The organism is Mucilaginibacter gossypii (assembly GCF_900100945.1).
Lineage (GTDB): Bacteria > Bacteroidota > Bacteroidia > Sphingobacteriales > Sphingobacteriaceae > Mucilaginibacter > Mucilaginibacter gossypii.
Window position 1 is genome coordinate 132,763 of the sequence record NZ_FNCG01000012.1, and the last position, 20,444, is coordinate 153,206.

22 protein-coding genes are annotated in these 20,444 nt (G+C 44.2%); 18 read left to right on the forward strand and 4 right to left on the reverse strand.

Features of this window, described 5'->3' with window-relative positions; translation table 11 throughout:
- Nucleotides 1-10: 10 nt before the first annotated feature.
- The 7 genes from BLS28_RS20425 (at nt 11) to BLS28_RS31270 (ending at nt 5,330) form a co-directional block, all read left to right on the forward strand.
- Nucleotides 11-634 carry a nitroreductase family protein gene (locus BLS28_RS20425; RefSeq protein WP_091171830.1) on the forward strand — a complete coding sequence of 208 codons (624 nt, stop codon included), beginning with the start codon at nt 11-13 and terminating at the stop codon, nt 632-634.
- Nucleotides 635-1,090: 456 nt separating this feature from the next.
- Nucleotides 1,091-1,840: an SDR family NAD(P)-dependent oxidoreductase gene (locus BLS28_RS20435; RefSeq protein ID WP_091171832.1), complete on the forward strand. Its 750-nt coding sequence runs from the start codon at nt 1,091-1,093 to the stop codon at nt 1,838-1,840.
- A 20-nt stretch (nt 1,841-1,860) separates the two neighbouring features.
- The gene (locus BLS28_RS20440; protein ID WP_091171834.1) at nt 1,861-2,865 is read left to right on the forward strand and encodes a lysylphosphatidylglycerol synthase transmembrane domain-containing protein; all 1,005 of its coding nucleotides are present in this window, start codon (nt 1,861-1,863) and stop codon (nt 2,863-2,865) included.
- Between the two features lie 95 nt (nt 2,866-2,960).
- Nucleotides 2,961-3,821, forward strand: coding sequence for a universal stress protein (locus tag BLS28_RS20445; RefSeq protein ID WP_091171836.1), 861 nt, complete (start codon nt 2,961-2,963; stop codon nt 3,819-3,821).
- Between the two features lie 101 nt (nt 3,822-3,922).
- Nucleotides 3,923-4,744 carry a phosphatidate cytidylyltransferase gene (locus BLS28_RS20450; RefSeq protein WP_091171838.1) on the forward strand — a complete coding sequence of 274 codons (822 nt, stop codon included), beginning with the start codon at nt 3,923-3,925 and terminating at the stop codon, nt 4,742-4,744.
- Nucleotides 4,741-5,076 carry a CDP-alcohol phosphatidyltransferase family protein gene (locus BLS28_RS31265; RefSeq protein WP_218134484.1) on the forward strand — a complete coding sequence of 112 codons (336 nt, stop codon included), beginning with the start codon at nt 4,741-4,743 and terminating at the stop codon, nt 5,074-5,076. Before BLS28_RS20450 ends, BLS28_RS31265 begins: the two co-directional genes overlap by 4 nt.
- Nucleotides 5,067-5,330, forward strand: a complete 264-nt coding sequence (locus BLS28_RS31270; RefSeq protein ID WP_218134485.1) for a hypothetical protein — start codon at nt 5,067-5,069, stop codon at nt 5,328-5,330. The genes BLS28_RS31265 and BLS28_RS31270 overlap by 10 nt, the downstream gene beginning before the upstream one ends.
- Here the strand turns inward: BLS28_RS31270 and BLS28_RS31405 are convergent.
- Genes BLS28_RS31405 through BLS28_RS20465 form a run of 3 tightly spaced genes read right to left on the reverse strand, consistent with a single transcriptional unit; the run spans nt 5,305 to nt 6,594 of the window.
- A complete protein-coding gene (locus BLS28_RS31405; RefSeq protein WP_256337497.1) occupies nt 5,305-5,436 on the reverse strand; it encodes a hypothetical protein in 132 nt (43 codons plus the stop codon). The genes BLS28_RS31270 and BLS28_RS31405 overlap by 26 nt on opposite strands.
- Before the next feature lie 12 nt (nt 5,437-5,448).
- Entirely contained in the window at nt 5,449-5,670 is a 222-nt protein-coding gene (locus BLS28_RS20460; protein ID WP_091171840.1) for an SHOCT domain-containing protein, read from the reverse strand.
- An 18-nt stretch (nt 5,671-5,688) separates the two neighbouring features.
- Nucleotides 5,689-6,594, reverse strand: a complete 906-nt coding sequence (locus BLS28_RS20465) for a universal stress protein (protein WP_091171842.1) — start codon at nt 6,592-6,594, stop codon at nt 5,689-5,691.
- 343 nt (nt 6,595-6,937) lie between these two features.
- Between BLS28_RS20465 and BLS28_RS20475 the strand changes: the two genes are divergently transcribed.
- From BLS28_RS20475 to BLS28_RS20490, 4 genes are all read left to right on the forward strand, one after another.
- Nucleotides 6,938-7,459: a YciE/YciF ferroxidase family protein gene (locus BLS28_RS20475; protein WP_091171846.1), complete on the forward strand. Its 522-nt coding sequence runs from the start codon at nt 6,938-6,940 to the stop codon at nt 7,457-7,459.
- A gap of 20 nt (nt 7,460-7,479) precedes the next feature.
- Nucleotides 7,480-8,583 carry a baeRF3 domain-containing protein gene (locus BLS28_RS20480; RefSeq protein WP_091171848.1) on the forward strand — a complete coding sequence of 368 codons (1,104 nt, stop codon included), beginning with the start codon at nt 7,480-7,482 and terminating at the stop codon, nt 8,581-8,583.
- Nucleotides 8,584-8,683: 100 nt separating this feature from the next.
- Nucleotides 8,684-9,124: an Hsp20/alpha crystallin family protein gene (locus tag BLS28_RS20485; protein ID WP_091171999.1), complete on the forward strand. Its 441-nt coding sequence runs from the start codon at nt 8,684-8,686 to the stop codon at nt 9,122-9,124.
- Between the two features lie 625 nt (nt 9,125-9,749).
- Nucleotides 9,750-10,436, forward strand: a complete 687-nt coding sequence (locus BLS28_RS20490; protein ID WP_143020831.1) for a hypothetical protein — start codon at nt 9,750-9,752, stop codon at nt 10,434-10,436.
- A 113-nt stretch (nt 10,437-10,549) separates the two neighbouring features.
- Here the strand turns inward: BLS28_RS20490 and BLS28_RS20495 are convergent, their stop codons facing one another.
- Nucleotides 10,550-12,427, reverse strand: a complete 1,878-nt coding sequence (locus tag BLS28_RS20495; RefSeq protein WP_091171852.1) for a glycoside hydrolase family 97 protein — start codon at nt 12,425-12,427, stop codon at nt 10,550-10,552.
- Between the two features lie 429 nt (nt 12,428-12,856).
- Between BLS28_RS20495 and BLS28_RS20500 the strand changes: the two genes are divergently transcribed.
- The 7 genes from BLS28_RS20500 (at nt 12,857) to BLS28_RS20530 (ending at nt 20,363) form a co-directional block, all read left to right on the forward strand.
- Nucleotides 12,857-13,801 carry a DUF4271 domain-containing protein gene (locus BLS28_RS20500; RefSeq protein ID WP_091171854.1) on the forward strand — a complete coding sequence of 315 codons (945 nt, stop codon included), beginning with the start codon at nt 12,857-12,859 and terminating at the stop codon, nt 13,799-13,801.
- Nucleotides 13,802-13,819: 18 nt separating this feature from the next.
- On the forward strand, nt 13,820-14,578 hold the full coding sequence (locus BLS28_RS20505; protein ID WP_090530369.1) for a uroporphyrinogen-III synthase: 759 nt from the start codon (nt 13,820-13,822) through the stop codon (nt 14,576-14,578).
- Nucleotides 14,579-14,830: 252 nt separating this feature from the next.
- Nucleotides 14,831-16,147 carry a T9SS ring complex lipoprotein PorK/GldK gene (porK, locus tag BLS28_RS20510; protein WP_091171856.1) on the forward strand — a complete coding sequence of 439 codons (1,317 nt, stop codon included), beginning with the start codon at nt 14,831-14,833 and terminating at the stop codon, nt 16,145-16,147.
- A 62-nt stretch (nt 16,148-16,209) separates the two neighbouring features.
- Nucleotides 16,210-17,010, forward strand: coding sequence for a type IX secretion system motor protein PorL/GldL (gene porL / locus BLS28_RS20515; RefSeq protein ID WP_091171858.1), 801 nt, complete (start codon nt 16,210-16,212; stop codon nt 17,008-17,010).
- Between the two features lie 40 nt (nt 17,011-17,050).
- Nucleotides 17,051-18,571: a type IX secretion system motor protein PorM/GldM gene (gene porM, locus BLS28_RS20520; protein WP_091171860.1), complete on the forward strand. Its 1,521-nt coding sequence runs from the start codon at nt 17,051-17,053 to the stop codon at nt 18,569-18,571.
- A 6-nt stretch (nt 18,572-18,577) separates the two neighbouring features.
- Nucleotides 18,578-19,555, forward strand: coding sequence for a type IX secretion system ring subunit PorN/GldN (porN, locus tag BLS28_RS20525; RefSeq protein ID WP_091171862.1), 978 nt, complete (start codon nt 18,578-18,580; stop codon nt 19,553-19,555).
- 412 nt (nt 19,556-19,967) lie between these two features.
- Entirely contained in the window at nt 19,968-20,363 is a 396-nt protein-coding gene (locus tag BLS28_RS20530; protein WP_091171863.1) for a hypothetical protein, read from the forward strand.
- The last annotated feature ends 81 nt before the right edge of the window (nt 20,364-20,444 follow it).

Below are 20,444 nucleotides of genomic sequence, written 5' to 3' on the forward strand. Positions count from 1 at the left end.
CCCAGCGATCATGAAGATAGCAACAGACAACGAAACCTTGAAAACGATCTTTAAAAGAAGAGCGGTGCGGCAATATCTGCAGGATATGCCCGATGATGATATCCTGGAAAAGGTAATAGATGCCGGACGAATGGCCCCTTCTGCCATGAACGGGCAACCCTGGAAGTTCTATATCGTGACCCACAGGGATACCATCACATCATTTTCTAAGGCGATTGGCAAGGTTGCGTTAAAAGCAGTTGCACATGCTGCGGTTAAACATCCAGTGAAAACGCTCAAAACACTGTTGCATTTTTCACCAGGGCCTATTGGCCTGGAATCCGACGATCCGATCTTTCATGGCGCGCCGGTCGTTGTATTTATCACCTCGCCCAAAGGGAATGAATGGGCGGGCCTGGATATCGGTATGTGTGCGCAAAACATGATGCTGGCCGCCAAATCGCTGGGCCTGGATAGCTGCCCTGTAGGGTTTGGTAAATACATTGAACAAACACCGGTTTATCATAAGCTTGGGATACCATCCGCAGAAGAAGTTGAGTTGGCGATCATTTTCGGTTACGGCAATGAAAAACCCGATCCGCACCCGCGGGCGAAAAATAATGCCATCTTTATTGACCGGATGGAATGCTGCTGAGGCCCCGGTTATCAGGCGGGTAACGTATACCTTTCCAATATTGCATTAAATATATCGCTTCGTGACGCAATAGCGTTGAGCCCTGCATTCTCTATAATTTCCGCGCACAGCGTAATACAGTTACTTAATTGCATGATGGAGGCCGTTTTTTGACCGGGGATTTTCAGCGGCCTTTGAACGCCATCAGTTACCGCTTTGCGGATACTTTTTCAGTATATGCCGAACCAGGCTATTTCGCGTTAAAAGGTCATTATAAAAGGGAAGCGATATCGGAACGTATCCTTATTTTACGTTGTCCATACGTTACAGCGTGGATCTCTGACGTTATGCCGCTCTTCAAAATTGTGATCAGGGTCATAAGGATTCATGACTAAAGACATGGGCGTTTTCGCTGCTTCCTGTATCTTTATCTTATACAAAAGAAGGTTTAATCAACAATAATTTAGATTGATAGTTATGAACAATTTAGCAAACAAGGTGGCTATTGTTACTGGCGCCGGTTCAGGAATTGGCAAGGCAATCGCCGTTTTGTACGCCTCGGAGGGCGCTAAAGTTGTGGTTTCCGATATCGATGAAAAAGGAGGAAAGGAAACACTTGCAACGATCAAAGCAAAAGGCGGAGATGCCATTTTTGTTAAAGCGGATACCTCTGTTCCGGATGAGCATAAAAAGCTGGTTGAACAAACTGTCCAGCAATTCGGTGGCCTTCATATCGCGGTTAACAACGCCGGGATCGGCGGTCCGTTAAATACTGTTAGTGAGTATCCGCTCGATGGCTGGGACAAAGTTATTTCAATTAACTTATCCGGCGTCTTTTATGGGATGCACTACCAGATCCCGGCCATGGCCCATTCTGGGGGAGGAAGCATTGTGAATATGGCTTCTATTTTGGGCAAGGTAGGTACCAAAAGTTCGCCGGCTTATGTGGCCGCTAAACATGGCGTGATCGGCTTAACAGAGGCCGCAGCATTGGAATACGCTGATCAGGGAATACGCATCAATGCTGTTGGTCCGGGCTATATTCAAACCCCGTTGCTCGATGTCCTGGACGATACAACCATCAACCTGCTTAAGGGATTGCACCCGATGGGCCGGCTGGGTAAGCCTGAAGAAGTGGCCGAACTGGCGCTTTGGCTTAATTCTGACAAAGCGTCCTTCGTTACCGGGTCTTACTATAATGTCGACGGAGGTTATTTAGCGCAATGATCTGATCAGATAAAACGATCATGGCTGGCCCGAAAAAACAACAACTGTTCAGCCCTGCGCGTATCTTGTTTTACACGCTGTCCGTCGTGGTATTTTATCTTGTCATTCATTATATCGGTAAGCTGAGGGACATTCGCACGCTATTGCTGCAGATGAGCATGGTCTGGCTTTTGCTGGCCCTGGCGGCTCAACTAACAACATATCTGTTCAATGTACTGATTCTCCGCACACTTCTGAACGGTCAAACCGGGGACGCTGATATTCTGACCCTATTTAAGCTGTCAGTAGTGATCATGTTTGTTAACCAGGCGTTACCGACAGGGGGAATAAGCGGCAATAGCTACATATTCGGCCAGCTGGTCAAAAGAAAGGTTCCGGCATTGGCCGCATTTAAGGCCCTGGTCCTGGAGTCTATTTGCTATTATATGGCTATTTTGGTGCTGTTAGCTGCTTTTTATGGCTGGTACGCCTTTCATACCGTAAGAGTAAACCGTGTTATCAGTTATACGGTGGGCACCGGGATTGTATTTTTTACAGCGTTGAGCATACTGATGCTTATCGTCGCCGACAGGCGAGCACTCTCTTTTATCTTCCGGAAACTGAAACGGTATAAATGGCTTAGGCGGCATATTGCAAAAGCCAGTCTTTTGTCTTCAAGAAAAGGCGAACAAACCAACTGGCGGGCCTTATTCAAAAACAACGGCTCTGTCACCACTGCGGTCATGCTACAAATGGCTATCCTCACATTTGATGCCCTAACCGTCTTTGCAATCCTGCAGGGCTTTCATGTAACACTTGAGGGCTCCAAAATTATGCTCGGGTTACTTTTGACCCTGGTTATCGGTTCATTACCCATTTCGCCAGGTGCGCTAATCGCTTACGAAAGCGCGATGACCTTCTTTTTTACGCTGCTGGGGGTACCGGTACACGCAGCGCTGGTCTTAACCCTGCTTTTTCGCTTTTTCACGTTCTGGCTGCCTATCCCGGTGGGGCTGTTCCTTTACCGGGACCTCCAACGCGGCTAAACCTGGCCCAGGATCATATTCCAATGTGCGCTCCGTCATTTACCAGCCACTCAACAATTGGTATTTTGCAGTAGTCATTAGTTGATATACTATTTATGAAAAGCATACTTGTATTGACAGACCTTTCAAAAAACGCTGCGCACGCGGCCGAATCTGCGGCCTGGCTCGCCGATCAACTGCATGCCGGGCTGGTGTTATGGCATTGTGAACCGAAGATTCCGGTCATGCCGGGCTACGCCGGGGGAGCCATGATCGCCCGCGCAATACTTGGACCCGATGAGGGCAAAGAAGCCGTTCACGATGCTTTATCGAAACTGAAAGACCATATTTCCGGCACGGGCGGCAAATATAAACCACAGCTCAGTGCCCGTTACTGTGAAGGTAGCCTTCAGGAAGAACTGCGGAAGGAAATTGCCGGACAAGCATTTGAGATGATAGTGATAGGTGCCTCCACCGATTGTGCGGCCGATCATGTTTTTTTTGGTAGTGATACCTGGAAGGTTATAGAAACGGCAAATTGCCCGGTACTCGTCGTGCCACCGAAAGCTGGCCTGGACCAGCTATCTAAAATCGTTTTTGCCACCGATTTTGAACCTGAGGACTTGAAGGCGATCCTTTACCTGGAGGAATTAAGCAAAACCCTGGATTTCCAAAGTGAGATCGTTCACGTTACCCTGAACGGTGAGAACGATGTAGGAAAGATCGAAAAGGAAAATGCGTTCAGCCGTCAGTTGGTGGAGCTAAAACGCCCTGTTTCCATTAAAGAGATCAGGGGAAAGGAAGTGGTCGTTCGTTTGAATCGGCTCTGCGTGCAAACCCGCGCGGATCTGCTGGGCATGACCCATCATCAGTACACTTTTTTTAAACGGCTGTTCAGTGACAGCGTAGCGAAAAAAGAACTCGCACATCAGAAGATACCGTTGTTGGTGTTCCCGGTTTATCAAAAAAAATCATGATCGTCATTGTATTTGGACTTTTTTCTATAAAAAACCGCTGAAGAATGCAGTCGGACACGGGAAAATACCCCTATTGATCTGTGCTGAAAATTCACTTCGCCATGACAGAATTTAGCCGTCGTACCTTTACCGGCACAGGCCTGGTTATAGTAATCATGTCTGCCACTTGGTGTGGCCCTTATAGTTTTATGACGCTGTTGTTGCTGATCGACCTGCTCAGCCTCATGGAATTTTACCGCCTGCTGGAAATACCTGGTGCAAAGACTTCGAAGATAGGCGCCGCTTTGTTGTCTATGGTCCTGATGCTTTCAGGCTTTGGCGCCATAACCCATTTAACCAGTTGGAAATGGACGCTCATGGTGATACCCGTCGCTTTCAGCATTTTTGTCGCAGCGCTTTACCGCCACACCAAAAAGCCTTTCCAGGGGTTGGCCATTACCTTTTTAGGTGTCATTATAATCACGTTACCCCTTTGTTGCTTCGCCGCGATTCCATTTTTAGCCAGGCCGCACGGCAGCTACCATTTCGCGCTGCCCGCGGGTTGTTTTTTGTTGTTATGGGCTAATGATACAGCAGCCTACCTGTCCGGACGCTGGCTGGGCAGGCATCCGCTGTTTTTGCGGATATCTCCAAAAAAAACCTGGGAGGGCAGTGTGGGTGGCCTGGCCGCGGCCTTAACCGTAGCATGTGTGCTTGCTCAGTTTTTCACGCTTTTAAGTCCAACGGAATTAGCTATATTGTCGGTCACGATCGTCATCACCGGCACTTTTGGCGACCTTGTTAAATCGCTGCTTAAACGAAGCCTGGATATCAAAGATTCCGGTACGATCCTGCCGGGCCATGGCGGGATGCTGGACCGGTTCGACAGCCTGTTAGGTTCGGCACCATTTATTTTTGCTTATTTAATCTTGTTGGCATGGTGAGCAGCAAAGTCTACCGGGTGGTTAACCTGATCACTTTTTACCGACTGGTTGCCGCACCGCTGTTGTTGTTCTTGCTCCTGACAGGACAGTTCACTGTTTTTAAATGGTTGTTGGCCCTGAGCTTTTTTACAGATGCCATCGATGGCTGGCTGGCCCGCAGTTTTAAAGTGATTAGCCTGCTGGGAGCGCGCATCGATTCAGTTGCCGACGACCTGACCATACTGGTGGCGATCCTGGGTATCCTCCTGTATCGGCCCGGCTTTTTGCGCGGCGAATGGCTACTGGTTGGGGGCATGACCCGCTCTATGCTATGCAGAACTGCATGGCACTGATCCGTTATGGTAAACTGACCAGTTTTCATACTTACGCTGCAAAGGTCGCCTCTGTACTGCAGGGGGTATTCCTGGTTCTGGTCTTTTTCCTGCCCGAACCTGTGCCGTTCCTGTTTTACCTCACCGCCGGCTTAACTATCATTGACCTCGCCGAAGAAATCCTGCTCGTATTGATACTGCCGCAATGGCAAGCTAATGTCAAAGGCCTATACTGGATGCTCAGGCAGATTAAAAAGCGCGGCTCTGGAAGATAAAATGGAACACGATGAAGATCAGGGCCAGGATCACGGCCACCAGGAGCAGGAAGGGATACGGATTTATGTCTCCATTTACTTTTCGTGTTTTCAATAAACGTTTCATGACCGTTTTATATCATTCATTTTCCAATATCTTCTTTCTTTCCCTGTATTCCTCTTCGGTTATTTCGCCCGAGGCAAAGCGCTTCTTCAGGATATCAAGGGGCGAATCCTTTCTTTTCCGTTGACCTGGAAGATCATAGGGCGTTGCAAATATCCCAAATAATATAACTAACCAAAGGAGCCACCATAACAAGTGCATTCCCCAAAAATGATAACCGTGATAAAAATAAAACATGGGTCGAAATTTTTTAATTTATAGTAAAGGCGTTTTGCGTAAGTTCCGCGGCGGAGGCTGGTTGCCAGGTTGTCCGTCATATTTAAGACCGGGCGGAAAAACTAAAATTGCCAATTGCTGACCGGAGATCATTGCCTGTGATTCACTATGACCAAAGAACCTGGAAATAAAGGAGTGTTGCCCATGGGTCATGGCTAAAATACTGGCGCCGTTTTTAATACAGTAATTCTGTAGCCCTTTATGGATGTCATCCGCTTGCACATGGTTATAGTTGAGCCCGTGATGATCAAGGTATTTACGGAAGGCGACCTCGGCGCCGATATGGGTAACTACTTCTCCAGGTTGGATGATATGGACAATGTCAAGGCCAAAACTCATACGTGGCAACAGCTCTTGCAGGCAACTTATTGCGGCTATATCGGCGATGCCGAAGTCCGTGGCAAAAACAATTTTTCCAGAAAGGTTTATAGCTGCATCAGGAGGAATGATCAGTACCGGTTTGCGGGCTTTCCGGATGACCGCCGTTGTGTCGCTGCCGCCGAGCAGATGCTCCAGTGCGTCGCCAGACCTGCCACCCATGATCACCATTTCAATATCCGGCGCTGCAGTAAGTTCACCGATGACGTCGCCCAGGATTCCTTCGCCGTTTCTTTCCCCTATGTCCACATGGAAGCCCCGTGTCATGACGGCAGTCTCCCTGAGTTTGTCGGCCTCTTGTATCAGGCGTTCTTTGCTGTCTTCAAAGAGCATCCCGGCTGTTTCGGTCACATAGGGGCCGCCGCCATTGCCCGGTATCAACGGGACATAAGGTAGGGTATGATATAAGAGGATGCCATCGCCCAGTTTGCGGGCCATATCCAGCGCTGCCACTTCGGCATGAGCCGCATTAGCTGAAAAATCGGTGAGTACAAGCAACTTTTTCATTTACATTTCTTTTTTAATGCGCGCCATAATTTTAGTGCTTCAGCTTGCAGTTTCCGCATCCTTTCCATGCATTGCGCCTGCTCGTCTTTTTCGCAGATCGGAAAATCCGTTTTTAGCAGATCCGCATCGGTTAGAGTAGTCGGCTTATTGCTTTTTTTGGCCATTATACTGAATTTGAAATCAAAGTTACCCGGCGGGCCGGTACCGAAGAATGACTGCCGACACTGCAATGCCTGATCTCAAGCACTTTAAATCGCCAAGGTGATGAATATCAATTACCGACATGACAACCATCATCGCTATCCCGCTACCATAAGGGTAGTTTTGACCCATAAACTTTGCAATGGAAACGATGTCAACCACTTCCTCTCTCCGCCAACTCCTGTATGAGGATGTCAGCCGGATGATCAGTGCAGAAATGCTCTTGAAAAGCAGCGTACTCGGGTGGATAAACAAAGGTAACTCGGCCTCCCTGAAAATGCTGATGCTGGGCTATCAGGATCTTGTTGAAAAACATATCCGGCAATTGGGAGCATTCCGCCGGGAAGAACAGATCACCGCCTGCATACCGGGCAACGGTGTAATGAGCGCTTTTATCGCGGATGTGGATGACAGGCTTTCCGCATGTACCCGCCCCGAGGTAAGAGATGTTTGCCTGCTGTCGGCCATACAAAGCATTAATCATTTCAAGATCAGTGTTTATGGTACGATGGCTGCGTTTGCCGGGGCTGTCAGACTGGAAAAGGCCGGCCTGATGTTTCACCAGGCGGAGCTGGATGAGAAAGAAATTGACGAGCGGCTTTCATACCTGGCCGAACATGAACTAAATCGGAAGGCTATGTCGCCGGCCGCAGCGACCGAATAGGATATTAAGAAAAAAGAACCATGAAAACTCAACTTAGCCCGGATATCATTGAAGTGCTGAATGCCCTACATTACCGTCCTGCTTTATCGCTGATCCTGCCAATGGATGCGCAGGTTAGCCTTAAGGCAGAAATAGCACATAAGCTAAAGATAGCAGCCGATAACGCTGCGCGGGAATTGCGCCGCGATTATCCAGAAGAGCAATGTGCGCTCCTGACCAAAAAGCTGCAAAGCCTGTTGGAGGGGCTGATCCTGCCCGCTGACAAGAAAGGAATTGCTATTTATGTGTCGCCGGTATTTGAAAAGGTGCTGTACACTGATTGTTCCGTAACCGAAAAGCTGGTGATCGACGAATCTTTCGAGATCCGTGATCTGCTGTACGACGCCAAACAGCACCATAAAGTTCTTTTGCTGGTGCTAAGCGGTCAGGAAACCAAGATTTTTCTCGGAGATCGCGGCACTTTGCAGCCATTGCCTTCTAACATACCACGGTCAATTTATGATTATGTGCCGGATGGCCCGGAAAGGGTTGGAAATTTTTCAGACGTCAGCGAGCATAAGCAGGTAGTTGTCGACAATTTTCTACGCCATATAGACGAGGAGCTGGGCAATTTGATCCATGAGTATTCTTTACCTGTTCTGCTGCTTGGTGCTGAAAGGATACTCGGCCATTTTGGAAAAATCAGCAAACATACTTCCGCGATCATCGGTCAGGAAGCGGGTAATTATGAACATGCTACCCTAACTGAATTACAGGAGGTGATTGCACCTTGCCTGGCCAGCCTGCAAAAGCAACGCGAATGCGAATTATTGGTACGGCTGGACGAGGCCGCGGGCCGGCAGCGGCTGGCTAAAGGGGTTTACGATGTGTGGCGGGCCGCCGCCGAAGGCAAAGGCCAGTTGCTGGTCGTGGAAAGGAATTATAGTTTTCCGGCCATGCATAGCGCTGAACCCGGGATGATTGAAGCGCTGACCGAACCCTATGATCATTTTTCGTACATCCGCGACGCAGTCGACGATGCGCTGGAAAAGGTGTTGAAGGGTGGCGGCGACGCAGAATTCGTGGCCGACGGCGTGCTTGGAGATTTTGGCCATGTCGTCCTGGTCAAATACTATGCGCCATGAATTCCTGATTCGGGTCATTTTTGGGGATGACCGGGATCCTATTTCTGGTGGCAAGCCGCCTTTAGATTTGAAAATTATTAATCACTTAAAATTTAATGTCATGAAAACACAAGTGGTAAGCAAATTTACCGACAAGGTACCCGCCTTATTTGAGGATATTTTCAAGCCCTGGACCGAATTATTCGATGGCGGTTTTTTAAGGAAGGAACTGCACGTCCCGGCAGTCAACATTATCGACCATAAGGGCCAATATGTCTTATCGATGTCGGCACCGGGGCTAAAAAAAGAGGATTTTAAGATCGATGTGGATGGCGACGTTCTAACGATTAGCAGCGAAAAGGAAGAAAGTAAGGAAGAAAAAGAGGAAAAGTATACCCGCAAAGAGTACAATTATTCTTCCTTTAGCCGCAGCTTCACACTTCCGGAAGGAACCGATAAGGAAAAGGTAGTCGCCAAATATGAAGACGGCGTGCTGAAAATTACGGTTCCGCATAATCACCAGATTAAAAGCCCTTCCGCGAAACATATCGCGGTAAATTAAACCTGATATTTAAAAATGGCTTGTGCCCCGCCCAAAGGTGGCGGGGGCTATTTATCCGGTACCCCTGGTAGGTACAGAGAGAATTTACCACTTTGAGGTATCATTTCTTCGATGAATGTATGTAAATTGGCTTTAACAGCATTCTGCAGATTATCACACAACTTATAAAACGCCAGGGCGGCTGGCTTGTAGCGTTAGGGCAATTTCACTTATACCAATGCTACATCGACGAATAACATGTTCAACGATCCTGCCAAGGTGGGAATTTACATAACATTTAGCAGGTGATATCTCGTTTTTACGTTCAAACTGATAACTGACTATTGATTAGAATATTCCCCCCGTCTATATTTTAAAATCAATAGCAAAAGCGCAAATCGAAGGGTAAATGACATTCGGATCATCCCTTTTTAAATTCGGGCGTTCAGATTCAACAGAACCGGCGTTTAATAAATTTTCTGTATTAACGTGTAATAGCTTGTTAGTTAGTTATACATTCTATTACGTCCATGCGGCAAAGGTAGCGCAATTATTTTGGGCCAACACGAATATTAATGCAATAAGGTTTTACACTTTCTGCTATCTTTAGTTACCAACTATCCTAATAATGAACTTTAAATACGCTATGCTTTTTATCATTCTGTTATCCAGTGCTATGGCCAGTAGTCAGGTGGGTAATAAAGTTATCCAGATCAATATCAGTAAACTTTTAAACGCCCGTCCTGTAACTACAGTTGCCGGTGGTAAACTACAAAGTTGGGTAACCGGTATTGATGGCGGTGGTAAAGGGGATGGTTACCTTACCATGGCGGCTGCATTATTAAACGGGGACAAAGCTGTACTTGCCTTGCCCGATGATCCATTAATTGCAGCAAATTCGGCTCACCCGGCTATACTGCTCCATTATAAAAACGGAAAGAAAGATAATCAAGCCCGCTGTATTGCGGGTGCTGATAGTTTTAGCTTTGATGTGCCTCAAAAAAAATATTCGGGTTTGTATCTTAGCCTTACCAGTTCCGAAGGGCCTTCGCAACTACATATTACACTAACTTATAGCGATGGTAGCGAGTTTAAAGGTTTTAAATTGCCCGATTATTATAATGATATACCTGAAGGTAACTCAAACCTGAGCTACTTAGTACATGGCCTGGCTAAATGGGACCCGGGAAATAAGATAACAGAAAATGATCATCATAATATTGATGTATTGAATATTCATCCTGATCCCGGACGCATCCTTAAAAAGGTCACTGTAAGTAAAGATAAAGCCGGATACCTTGTTTTTTGGGCTGCTACAGGCGTTACGGAATAACATACATATTAATTGATCATGTGTTTTGTGTTGATTTCGCATCGTTATACAAAACAAGTGCTTAACTGGCTTGGCTTGTGCCCGTGCGCGCCATATGCCATATAACGCCTTGTTTACTGTAACATAGCTGCAAAGCCGCCTCCCGGCGATAGCTTCATAGTAATCGTATCTTTGGGACTAAGTAATCTTTCTTCGCGGTGAATAGATGCGTTGGTATCTGCTCCATCATATATCAATGTCCCTTTTGTTGAGTGCTGCAGAAAGTTTAGCGGAACCTTGATTTCGCGTGCATCGGCACCATTCATTACGCCAACCCACCAGGTGTTTCCTTTTTTGCGCGCATAAGCAACAATTTCACCCATTCGGGTACAGCTTAAAACTTTTGTCTCATCCCAGGTTGTGGGTATCTTCTGAAATAAATCAAACATTGGGCTCTCCAGGTAAAATTTATATTCGTCCGCGAAGTGTGTAATAGGAGAAAGATATACAATGGATTGAGCAAATTCATGGGCCCAGGTGAATTTTTGCGATGTAAGTTGCTCCGGGTTGAGTATTACCGGAGTAAAATCTGCAGCACCGGCTGTAAAACGCGTAAATGGCACAGATACGTCATGGTCTAACGGCGCTGTCCTTTTATACCGGGTCATGTGATATTCGTTACCCCTAACTGCTTCTCTTGTAATATCCATGGGATAGGTTCTTGTCAATCCCGTTGGCTTAACACTTCCGTGAAAATTAAGCATCAGCTTAAGGTCTGCGCAATCCTGCATGGTACCCATGTACCATTGCATAATAGATGACGTTGCAGGGGGGATGAAATCTATTTTAATACCCGCTGCTCCCAGATCTTTGATTCGCTTTAGATAAGAATAGCGTGCCGCTGCAGATCGCATTTCTTTAGAGTCAACCCAAACAATTGATTTTACGCCAATACTTTTTCCATATGCTATTACATCTCCCAAAAGCTGCCACTGATCTTTACCCGGCTCGCTCCAATTTCGCCATCCATCATCTACTAAATAATATTCCCATTTTAATTTAGCTGCCGCATCATACCAATTTCTTTGTTCGGCAAACCGGGGAGCCCCAACGCTCCACCATTGCCATAAGCAACGCCCGGGCATTACCCAACTAAAATCGCTACCCTTTTGTGGTGCCGGGCAAAGGTTAGTGAGTAGGTCTGAGTTTACAAGTTCTGTTAAATTTTTAGTTATGATGGTTGTCCTCCAGGGAGATACTTTTTGATTTTCATAAATGCCTTTAAGTACAGAATGTTCGGTATCGCTATCCGATTGTACATCCCAACCGTTGGGTGAAAAGGGGAAGTTTGCTTTGAAAGAATTATCATGACGTATAAAAGATATGTCTGAAAAGTCTTCGCAATCAGCTTCGGAAACCGAGGCAAAAATCCCGTTTACATTAAAAGTTAAGGGCCCCATTATTGGTGTATTTTGTGGAACTGATGGCAATGGAGTTACATGACTTAGGCCCTCATAACCTTCGTTATAACCCGACCAGGCAACCTGCGTTACTTTTCCGGCAAACTCCCATGAGGTCGAGTCGGCATTGATTTTTTTGGTATCGTAAGGTAATGTGTAACGTACAGCAATGCCGTCATTATAGGCACGCACAATCAAGTTGAATTTCTTCTCTGCTGTTAGCAAAGGAATTATAATTTCATTCGCTTCGTTACGTGCCGTTTTGTGAGCGCCGTTGATAGTATAGGTTTCTTTTATCCTTTTATTTGAAGTAGTACCTGCAAATTTGGTTTCAACTCCCAGATCGATACCATCAACAGTTAAACCCAGCCGCGATGGTGCTATTAACATTGTATTATTAACTGCTGCGTTGTATAATAATTTGCCTTTGATGATGAATATGTGGGCATTGATTTGTTTGTCGGGGCTGCTAATTGTGATGGTCTTTTGCTGGGCGTATCCATTGTAATACAAACACAGTACAAGTAGTAATAAGCAGGTATTTATTTTCATAATTAGCGCTTTTGGCATTTAAATAAACAGTGCAAAGAATTTAAATATTCCAGATTGGTATTTAGCTTATTTGTTTAATTATCGGTGTAATGTCGGCGTTGAGCTGTTTGACTAATGGTTTGGCAAATAATTTACATAACTGCTTAATATTGCTAAATTTTCAGCCATCCCTTAAGCAGTTAACCACCCTGGCTTATTCTGAAACAAATATATTTTACCACCTTTTAACCAGATTGTATTAATTAGACTTTTCTTTATAAGAATCCGACTTTTTAATGAATAGCAAGTTTTTAAGGTTCAAATAAATTCAAAAAAATATTAATTGATAAAATTCTGGTTCAGATAATTACCCTACTTTTGCAAAAAATAATAAGCCCTTTTTAAGCTTTGAGGATCTGTTTGGTTATTTGGTGTTGCCTGCTGTTTTTATTGAATTGTACTGCTGCCTTTGCGCAACAGGATTCAATAGTGGCTGATACGCCTGTAAAATCACCAACACACGCTTTTCGTCCCGGCAATTCGGTGCTTGATTCGGTAGCTTATGCCATGCAAAACAGAGATAAATTTATTGCAGACTCTATTGCTATGCGTTACCTCAGGGTGCCTGATGCGGCCATGCGTGCCCAATATGCCGATAGCGTTTTTGCCCACGAATTATATCATGGCTACGGATTTCTTGATCTCCATTCCAGGTCAAAGAGCAGGGTAATGGAGGGGCATAACCGCCCTTCGCGTGATCCCTGGGTTATTGTGCTCATTATTGCCATGCTGTTGTATACAGCTATTCTTAACCTTGCCCTGGGCAAAGATGTAAGCAATGTATTTGCCTCTTTTTACAGCAAACGCGTACTTTCGATAGCCGGTAAAGAAGAGAGTCCGGTTAGTTCGTGGGCTTTCCTGGGCTTGTTTTTGTTATTTTGTGCTACGTTCGGTTTGTTTTTATATCAACTGGCTGCATACAAAGGCGTTTACTATAAAATAGCAGGAAGCGGCCTGTTTACTTTTCTTACCATAGTCATTATTGTTTTATTTTCGCTCAAGTTTTTAATACTCAAGTTTTTAGGATTTGTGTTTGATATTAATAAACTGGTGAGCGAATATCTTAATATTCTGCATCTTACCTATTTTAATATCGCGTTTGTTTTTTTGCCTGTGGTTATTTGTTTTAGCCTTCTTGGTGCACAATACATTCCTGTATTACTTACAGTTACGCTCATTATCATCATTATAATTTTTATATGGCAATACATCAGGAGCAGCGTAAATATAATTTCTACCTTTCGATTTCATAAGTTTTATTTATTTACGTATCTTTGTGCCCTCGAAATTTGCCCTGTTTTGATTTTAATAAAGGCATTGAATATTAAAATTTAGGTTATTAAAAGCACTGAATTGGAAGATAGAAAGAAAAAGGTTAAAAGCATACTGGTTACTTTGCCTAAGCCCGAAAATGATAAAAATCCTTATGCCGAGCTGGCTAAAAAGCTTAACCTGAAAATTGATTTCAGATCATTTATTCATGTTGAGGGTGTGCCCGCAAAGGATTTCAGAAAAGAGAAGATCAACTTAGCTGATTTTAGCGCAGTGATCTTTACCAGTCGTAATTCTGCCGATCATTTTTTTCGCATATGCGAGGAGATGCGCTTTGAGGTGCCTGTTGAAATGAAATACTTTTGCCTTTCAGAAACCATAGCGCTTTACCTTCAAAAGTACATTCAGTACCGTAAACGTAAGATCTTTTTTGGCAAGCAAACCGCTGCTGACCTGGCAGAGGTTTTGAAAAAGCATTCGTCGGAAAAATTCCTTTACCCATGCTCGGATGTTGCTGCCGAAGAAACGCAGCGTTTTTTGCTGGAGAACGGTTATAACTTTACCCCAGCGGTGCTTTTCCGCACGGTTTGCAGCGATCTTTCTGACCTCGCCGATGTGTTTTATGATGTTATAGCATTTTTTAGCCCGTCAAGTATACAATCGCTGTATAAAAACTTTCCCGATTTTAAGCAAAACAATACACGCATCGCCGCTTTTGGGGCGACTACTCATAAGGCAGTGCTTGAGGCTGGCTTAATTTTGGATATACCAGCTCCAACCCCCGGCGCGCCGTCAATGACAATGGCTATTGAGCAGTATGTTAAGCTTGTAAACAAATAAACTGGAAATTTATTTAACCAGGCTGCAACTTTTTACCATATTTACCCGTATAACCGCTAACTAATTGTCATGTTAACAATTGGTTAGCGGTTTGTTAATTATATAGCGTTTTGTGTGGCATTGAGAAGATAAGTGCACAGTTTATCGGTTCAAGAAGCCAAATTATCGTTTTTTATAGCTTACATTGAGTAAAATGTAATATATTCGGACGTTGCATTGTGTTATAGTTATATAACTGATTTTGATTGTAAAATGAAGCAGATCTACTTTTTAATAATTGTTTTAGCAGGTGGTGTATTAAGTGGTTGTGGCCGCGGAGGCGGTGACCGGGGGGAAGTTGTGGGAGTTCCTGCAAGATCATTCAGGGCCGAGGTGCCTTACGGAATGGTTTATATTCCGGGTGGTAGTTTCCTTATGGGGCAAACTGATCAGGATGTAACCTTTGCCCAGATAGCCCAAACTAAACAGGTTACTGTTTCTCCGTTTTTTATGGATCAAACCGAAACCAGCAACAGTCAGTACAAAATGTTTGTAAACTGGGTGCGCGATTCAATAGCCATTACCAATTATATCAACGATAATAAGTATTTCATTCAGCCCAAAGGTGGCGCCAGTAATAATAATGGCGGTAAAAAATTCATCAACTGGGAGTTTGTAAAGAAAAACCCTATCTGGAGCAGTAAAGGCAACCAGGCAAACAATACTCAAAAACTGCAGGGTATGTATTACCAGGGTGATGACCGTGTGTTTGACCGTAATGAGGTTGACGTGCGCTTACTTAAATATAACTACGCTTTGTTTACCCTGCGCGATGCTGCAGATCATCATAACGATAAAACAAAACATCGTTCCGACTTCATTGTTCGTGATACCGTAGCGGTATACCCTGATACGCTTGTTTGGTTAAGCGATTTTTCATATGCCGCTAACGAGCCTATGGTTGAAAGTTATTTTTCACATCCTGCATTCCGTAATTACCCTGTTGTAGGGGTAACCTGGAGGCAGGCCAGAGCTTACAGTGTATGGCGTACACGCTATAATGACGCTTATAAAGATAAACGCCATTTACCGCACCGTGCACCTTACAGCTTACCTACGGAAGCCGAGTTTGAGTACGCGGCACGTGGCGGCAGGATAGGTACCGATTATCCGTGGGGAGGGCCTTACATTAAAAATGCAAAAGGTTGTTTACTGGCTAACTTTAAGCCGGGGCGTGGTAATTATACCGATGACGGCGGCGCGTATACTGTGCCGGTACGTTCATACTTCCCTAATGATTATGGTTTATACAATATGGCAGGTAACGTAGCTGAATGGACATTATCTGCTTTTGACGAATCAGCGTCAACATTTGTGCATGATCTTGCACCAACATTCAATTACGAAGCTAAGTCTACCGACCCCGAAATATTGAAGCGTAAAGTTGTACGCGGGGGCTCATGGAAAGATATTGGATACTTTCTTCAAAACTCAACCCGGACCTACGAATACCAGGACACTGCTAAATCATATATCGGTTTCCGCTGCGTCACCAAATATTTAGGGCGCGACATTACAGATAAACGCTAATCAAGAGTTAGTTAAACGCAAGCAAATCAAATTAAAAAATAAAAGTTTACTTCTGAATTATTATGGCTGGAAAGAAAAAACCTTACGGAATAGGCAACATCGTATCATGGGGTGCTACTGTGGTGATTATAGGGTTAATGTTTAAGATTTTGCATTGGCCCGGTGCCACTTACTGGATAGCAGGGGGACTTATAACTGAGGCTATACTGTTTTTTATATTAGGATTTCAGAGAGAAGACAAAGAAATTAACTGGGCACGTGTGTATCCCGAATTAAATGAAGACTTTCAGGGAGAGCTTCCGAAAGCCACTGTAAGGGGCGGTGGTAATACAAGCCCTTCAACAACTGCTGCGCTGGATAAAATGATGGAAGACGCAAAAATTGGCCCTGAGCTGGTGCGCAGCCTTGGTGATGGTTTACGTACATTTGGCGATAAGGTAGCCGCTATATCACGTGTTACCGATGCAGGGGAAGCTACTATAGCTTTCACAAGCAAAGTTAAAGAGGCTACTGCAAGTTATGAAAAACTAAGTGTGTCATTTGACAAGGCATCGGCCAATTTGACCGAAATGGCAAACTCCAATGTTGATTCAAAGGCATATCACGATCAGGTTAACCAATTGGCTAAAAACTTATCGGCACTTAATGCGGTTTACGAGCTGGAATTGCAAGATTCAAGCGCGCACTTAAAATCAATGAATAAATTTTACCAGAACCTTTCGCTTACCATGAACAACTTTAATGAATCAATGGATGATTCAAAACAGTTTAAGGAAGAGGTAGGGCGATTGGCTAAGAACCTGGCATCATTAAACGCAATTTATGGTAACATGCTCACAGCTATGAACCAGCCGCGTGTTTAATATAATTAATTAATTGATTACCAGAAAAGATTTATAATAAATGGCCGGAGGTAAGGAAACCCCAAGACAGCGAATGATAGGTATACTATACCTGGTACTATTGGGCCTCATTGCCCTTAACGTACCGGATAGCCTGTTGGACGCGTTTAAGAATATTACGAATAGTTTGGATGCATCAACCAGGAATGTTAATACTGGTTTGCAAAACACATACAGCGCTTTTGAGGCTACAAAATTGAAAGAACAGGCTGAACGGGCGAAACCAATTTATGATAAGGCTAAACAGGCAAGTGCTATAGCTGCAGAATTGAATACCTACGTTGAACAGTTGAAAGCAAAGCTGATTCAGGAAGGCGGCGGCATTAACCCGGAGATTGATGACGTTGACGCACGGGATAACCTGGATATATCGCCCCGTATCATGATCAATCAAAAAAATGGGGAGAAACTGAAAGCTAAAATTGATGAAACCCGCCAAAGGTTAATGGTAGCTTTAGGTAAGGACAGTGTAGGCGTACAGTTTTCACTAAATACCGTAGCGCCTAAACCGCATGGGGATGTTAGAAAATCATGGCAGGAAGCTAACTTTGGTGATGGCATACCTTTAGGCGCGGCCCTCACTACTTTAGCCAAAATTGAAGCTGATAGCAAAAATGCCGAAAACGAAGTAGTTAAAAAATTATTAGGCAAAATTGACCAGGCACAGGTTACGCTTGATAAGTTCAGTGCAGTGGTGGTAGCGCCAAGCAGCTATGTTATAGCCGGACAACCCTATACTGCCCAGATCTTTTTAACTGCTTACGATTCAAAATCAAACCCTGATATTACCGTTAACGGTAGCAGGGTATCTGTTACAGATGGTAAGGGTAATTATACTATTACTGCAAGCGGCGAAGGAAAACATACCGTGGAAGGTTTTATCACGGTTAAAAACAATACTACCGGCAAAAATGATTCTTATCCTTTTAAGCAGGAGTATACAGTTGCAAGACCTTCGGCAGTTATTTCTCCTGATAAAATGAACGTGCTTTATATTGGCGTTCCGAATCCTATTTCGGTATCCGCGCCTGGTGTAGCAGCAAGCGACTTAAACGTGCATTTTAGCGGCGCCGGTTCGCTTAGCGGTTCGGGCGGGCATTATACAGCTACGGTAAGCAGTATAGGCAGAGCTACGATTTCTGTTAGCGGTGCAAAAGGAGCGGTATTAGGTTCAACGGAGTTCCGTATCAAAAGGATCCCTGACCCTAAGCCACAGTTTGCAGGTAAAAGTGGTGGTAACACCAGTTCGGCTAATATCAGGGCACAAGACAGGCTTTTTGCCCAGTTGGATAACTTTGACTTTGATGCTAAATTTAACGTAACGCACTTTACTATGCTGGTTGTAAAACCGCGCCAGGATGCCATTATTTTATCAGGCTCTGGTGGTGAATTAACCGGCGCTATGCATAGTGCTTTGAATACGGTTACACCAGGAACTACTGTTATATTTAAGGATATCGTTGCGGTAGGCCCTGACCATTCACCGAGGTCACTTGACCCGATTGTATTATCCGCAAATTAAACGCGTATGAAAAAGAGAATTTTAGTTGTTATCCTGTGCCTGGCTTGTGTAAGTGCTTATGCGCAAAAAAAACGCACCAAGAGGCCGCCGGCAAAAAAGACAACTACCGCCAGGCAAACAACTCAGAAACCTGTACAGGTTCAGCCGGATAATGTTACCAGCCAGCAACCCCTTGATACTGCAAGTAAAATTGCTGCAAAACCTTTTGACAGGCCGCTTGACGGCTATTACAAAAAGAACAATATTTTAAACGCCAAGGTTACACCGTATCCTAACTTGCGTGAAAATGATGTAGCATTTGCCAAACGCGTTTGGCGCGAAATTGATGTACGCGAAAAGATGAACCAGTACCTGGCTTCACCCAAAGGCCGTTTAATTGATGTATTGCTTGACGCTATAGCCAAAGGCGAGCTTACCGCGTACGACCCAACTCCGGGAAAAAAGGATGATCCCAATGGCGATGGTTTTACTACTCCCTTAACAGGTGCACAAGCCCGCGGCCGTTTAGCATCTGACAGTAGTGTGGTTGAAAAGCGCGATAAGGATAATAATGTTATATCATCCACGCTTGTTGCAGGTGAGTTTAATCCCGATAGCGTACTTAAATTCCGCATTAAGGAAGATTGGATCTTTGATAAGCAGCGCTCTGTATTTGAGCCCCGGATTATAGGTATTGCTCCCTTGGTTAAACCTAAAGGTACAGGTACACTTGACATTGATTTTCAGCCTGCTTTTTGGATCTATTTTCCTGAAGCACGTGCAGTACTTGCAACTAAAGAAGTGGTTAGCCGTAACAGTGATGCCACAGGCTTGAGCTTTGACGACGTATTTATAAAACGCATCTTTACCAGTTATATCGTTAAAGAAAGTAACGACAAAGATGAGCGTATAAAAGATTATGCTCAGGGCATTGATAAGCTTTACGAATCAGAAAGGGTTAAGAAGTCCCTTCTTGACTGGGAGCTTAATCTTTGGCAGTACTAATACATTAAGATTAAACAAGATTTTACAAAACAGGCGATGAATTTTCATCGCCTGTTTTGTTTTAAAGAACTGTTTTCTTGTAAAGGGGAGTAAGATTTCGTCGCGCTTCTTGCATACTTATTTAGCCGGTAAACATTTAAGAGGATAACAATTGCTTATCTCTTTTCATATGCGATTTTCACCCCAGGCCTGACCAATCGCTTACTCCTTTCTACCAACTCCCCCAAAATTCCGACCAACGCCTGAAATAGGGATAAATAAGGCGTTTTTCGGGTTTGCCGAGTGCTTTTGAGATTTTGTCTATATATCTCTACAGCTGGTATAACACTTTTTAGCGATCAAAATATATGTTGTTCATTTGATCATTGAAAACAACAACACAACATATTTAAAACATTAAAACCTTACGATCATGAAAACCTCAATAAAATTATCAGCCTTATTTGTATTATTAACCGCAGGAGTATTTGCTACTACAACAGCCAAAGCCTTTGTTGATCCTAACGATGTTACCCCTAAAGCAAAAGAAGTTGTAAGCTTTAAATCCCTTGATCATGATCGCGGTTTGACAGTAAACTTTGCAAAATCTGAAAGCGGGAAATCAATGGTGAAAGTTTACAACAAGGACAATGAACTTTTGTTGAAAGACATTGTGCCGAGCAAAACTGATGTAAGTAAAGGTTATGTGTTAACCGGTTTGGCAGATGGTGAATACACCATGGAAATCTACACCAATAACCAGGTTGTTAAAAAATCAATCCATGTTTACCAGGATGGCGACCAAAAATCATTTTATATAGCTCAGTAATAAAAATCACAAACATCAATATATAAAGAAGTCCTGGTTGATTGAACCAGGACTTTGTTGTTTTAGGTGTAGTAATCCGGG

Excerpts from the sequence above, each read along its gene's own strand:
- porM (WP_091171860.1), top strand. The coding sequence starts at position 17,051 with ATGGCCGGAGGTAAGGAAACCCCAAGACAGCGAATGATAGGTATACTA.
- porL (WP_091171858.1), top strand. The coding sequence starts at position 16,210 with ATGGCTGGAAAGAAAAAACCTTACGGAATAGGCAACATCGTATCATGG.
- BLS28_RS20480 (WP_091171848.1), top strand. The coding sequence starts at position 7,480 with ATGAAAACTCAACTTAGCCCGGATATCATTGAAGTGCTGAATGCCCTA.
- BLS28_RS31270 (WP_218134485.1), top strand. The coding sequence starts at position 5,067 with ATGGCACTGATCCGTTATGGTAAACTGACCAGTTTTCATACTTACGCT.
- BLS28_RS20460 (WP_091171840.1), bottom strand. The coding sequence starts at position 5,670 with ATGTTTTATTTTTATCACGGTTATCATTTTTGGGGAATGCACTTGTTA.
- porK (WP_091171856.1), top strand. The coding sequence starts at position 14,831 with ATGAAGCAGATCTACTTTTTAATAATTGTTTTAGCAGGTGGTGTATTA.
- BLS28_RS20530 (WP_091171863.1), top strand. The coding sequence starts at position 19,968 with ATGAAAACCTCAATAAAATTATCAGCCTTATTTGTATTATTAACCGCA.
- BLS28_RS20450 (WP_091171838.1), top strand. The coding sequence starts at position 3,923 with ATGACAGAATTTAGCCGTCGTACCTTTACCGGCACAGGCCTGGTTATA.
- BLS28_RS20465 (WP_091171842.1), bottom strand. The coding sequence starts at position 6,594 with ATGAAAAAGTTGCTTGTACTCACCGATTTTTCAGCTAATGCGGCTCAT.
- BLS28_RS20475 (WP_091171846.1), top strand. The coding sequence starts at position 6,938 with ATGGAAACGATGTCAACCACTTCCTCTCTCCGCCAACTCCTGTATGAG.
- BLS28_RS20425 (WP_091171830.1), top strand. The coding sequence starts at position 11 with ATGAAGATAGCAACAGACAACGAAACCTTGAAAACGATCTTTAAAAGA.
- porN (WP_091171862.1), top strand. The coding sequence starts at position 18,578 with ATGAAAAAGAGAATTTTAGTTGTTATCCTGTGCCTGGCTTGTGTAAGT.
- BLS28_RS20495 (WP_091171852.1), bottom strand. The coding sequence starts at position 12,427 with ATGAAAATAAATACCTGCTTATTACTACTTGTACTGTGTTTGTATTAC.
- BLS28_RS20490 (WP_143020831.1), top strand. The coding sequence starts at position 9,750 with ATGCTTTTTATCATTCTGTTATCCAGTGCTATGGCCAGTAGTCAGGTG.
- BLS28_RS31405 (WP_256337497.1), bottom strand. The coding sequence starts at position 5,436 with ATGAAACGTTTATTGAAAACACGAAAAGTAAATGGAGACATAAATCCG.
- BLS28_RS20485 (WP_091171999.1), top strand. The coding sequence starts at position 8,684 with ATGAAAACACAAGTGGTAAGCAAATTTACCGACAAGGTACCCGCCTTA.
- BLS28_RS20445 (WP_091171836.1), top strand. The coding sequence starts at position 2,961 with ATGAAAAGCATACTTGTATTGACAGACCTTTCAAAAAACGCTGCGCAC.
- BLS28_RS20435 (WP_091171832.1), top strand. The coding sequence starts at position 1,091 with ATGAACAATTTAGCAAACAAGGTGGCTATTGTTACTGGCGCCGGTTCA.
- BLS28_RS20440 (WP_091171834.1), top strand. The coding sequence starts at position 1,861 with ATGGCTGGCCCGAAAAAACAACAACTGTTCAGCCCTGCGCGTATCTTG.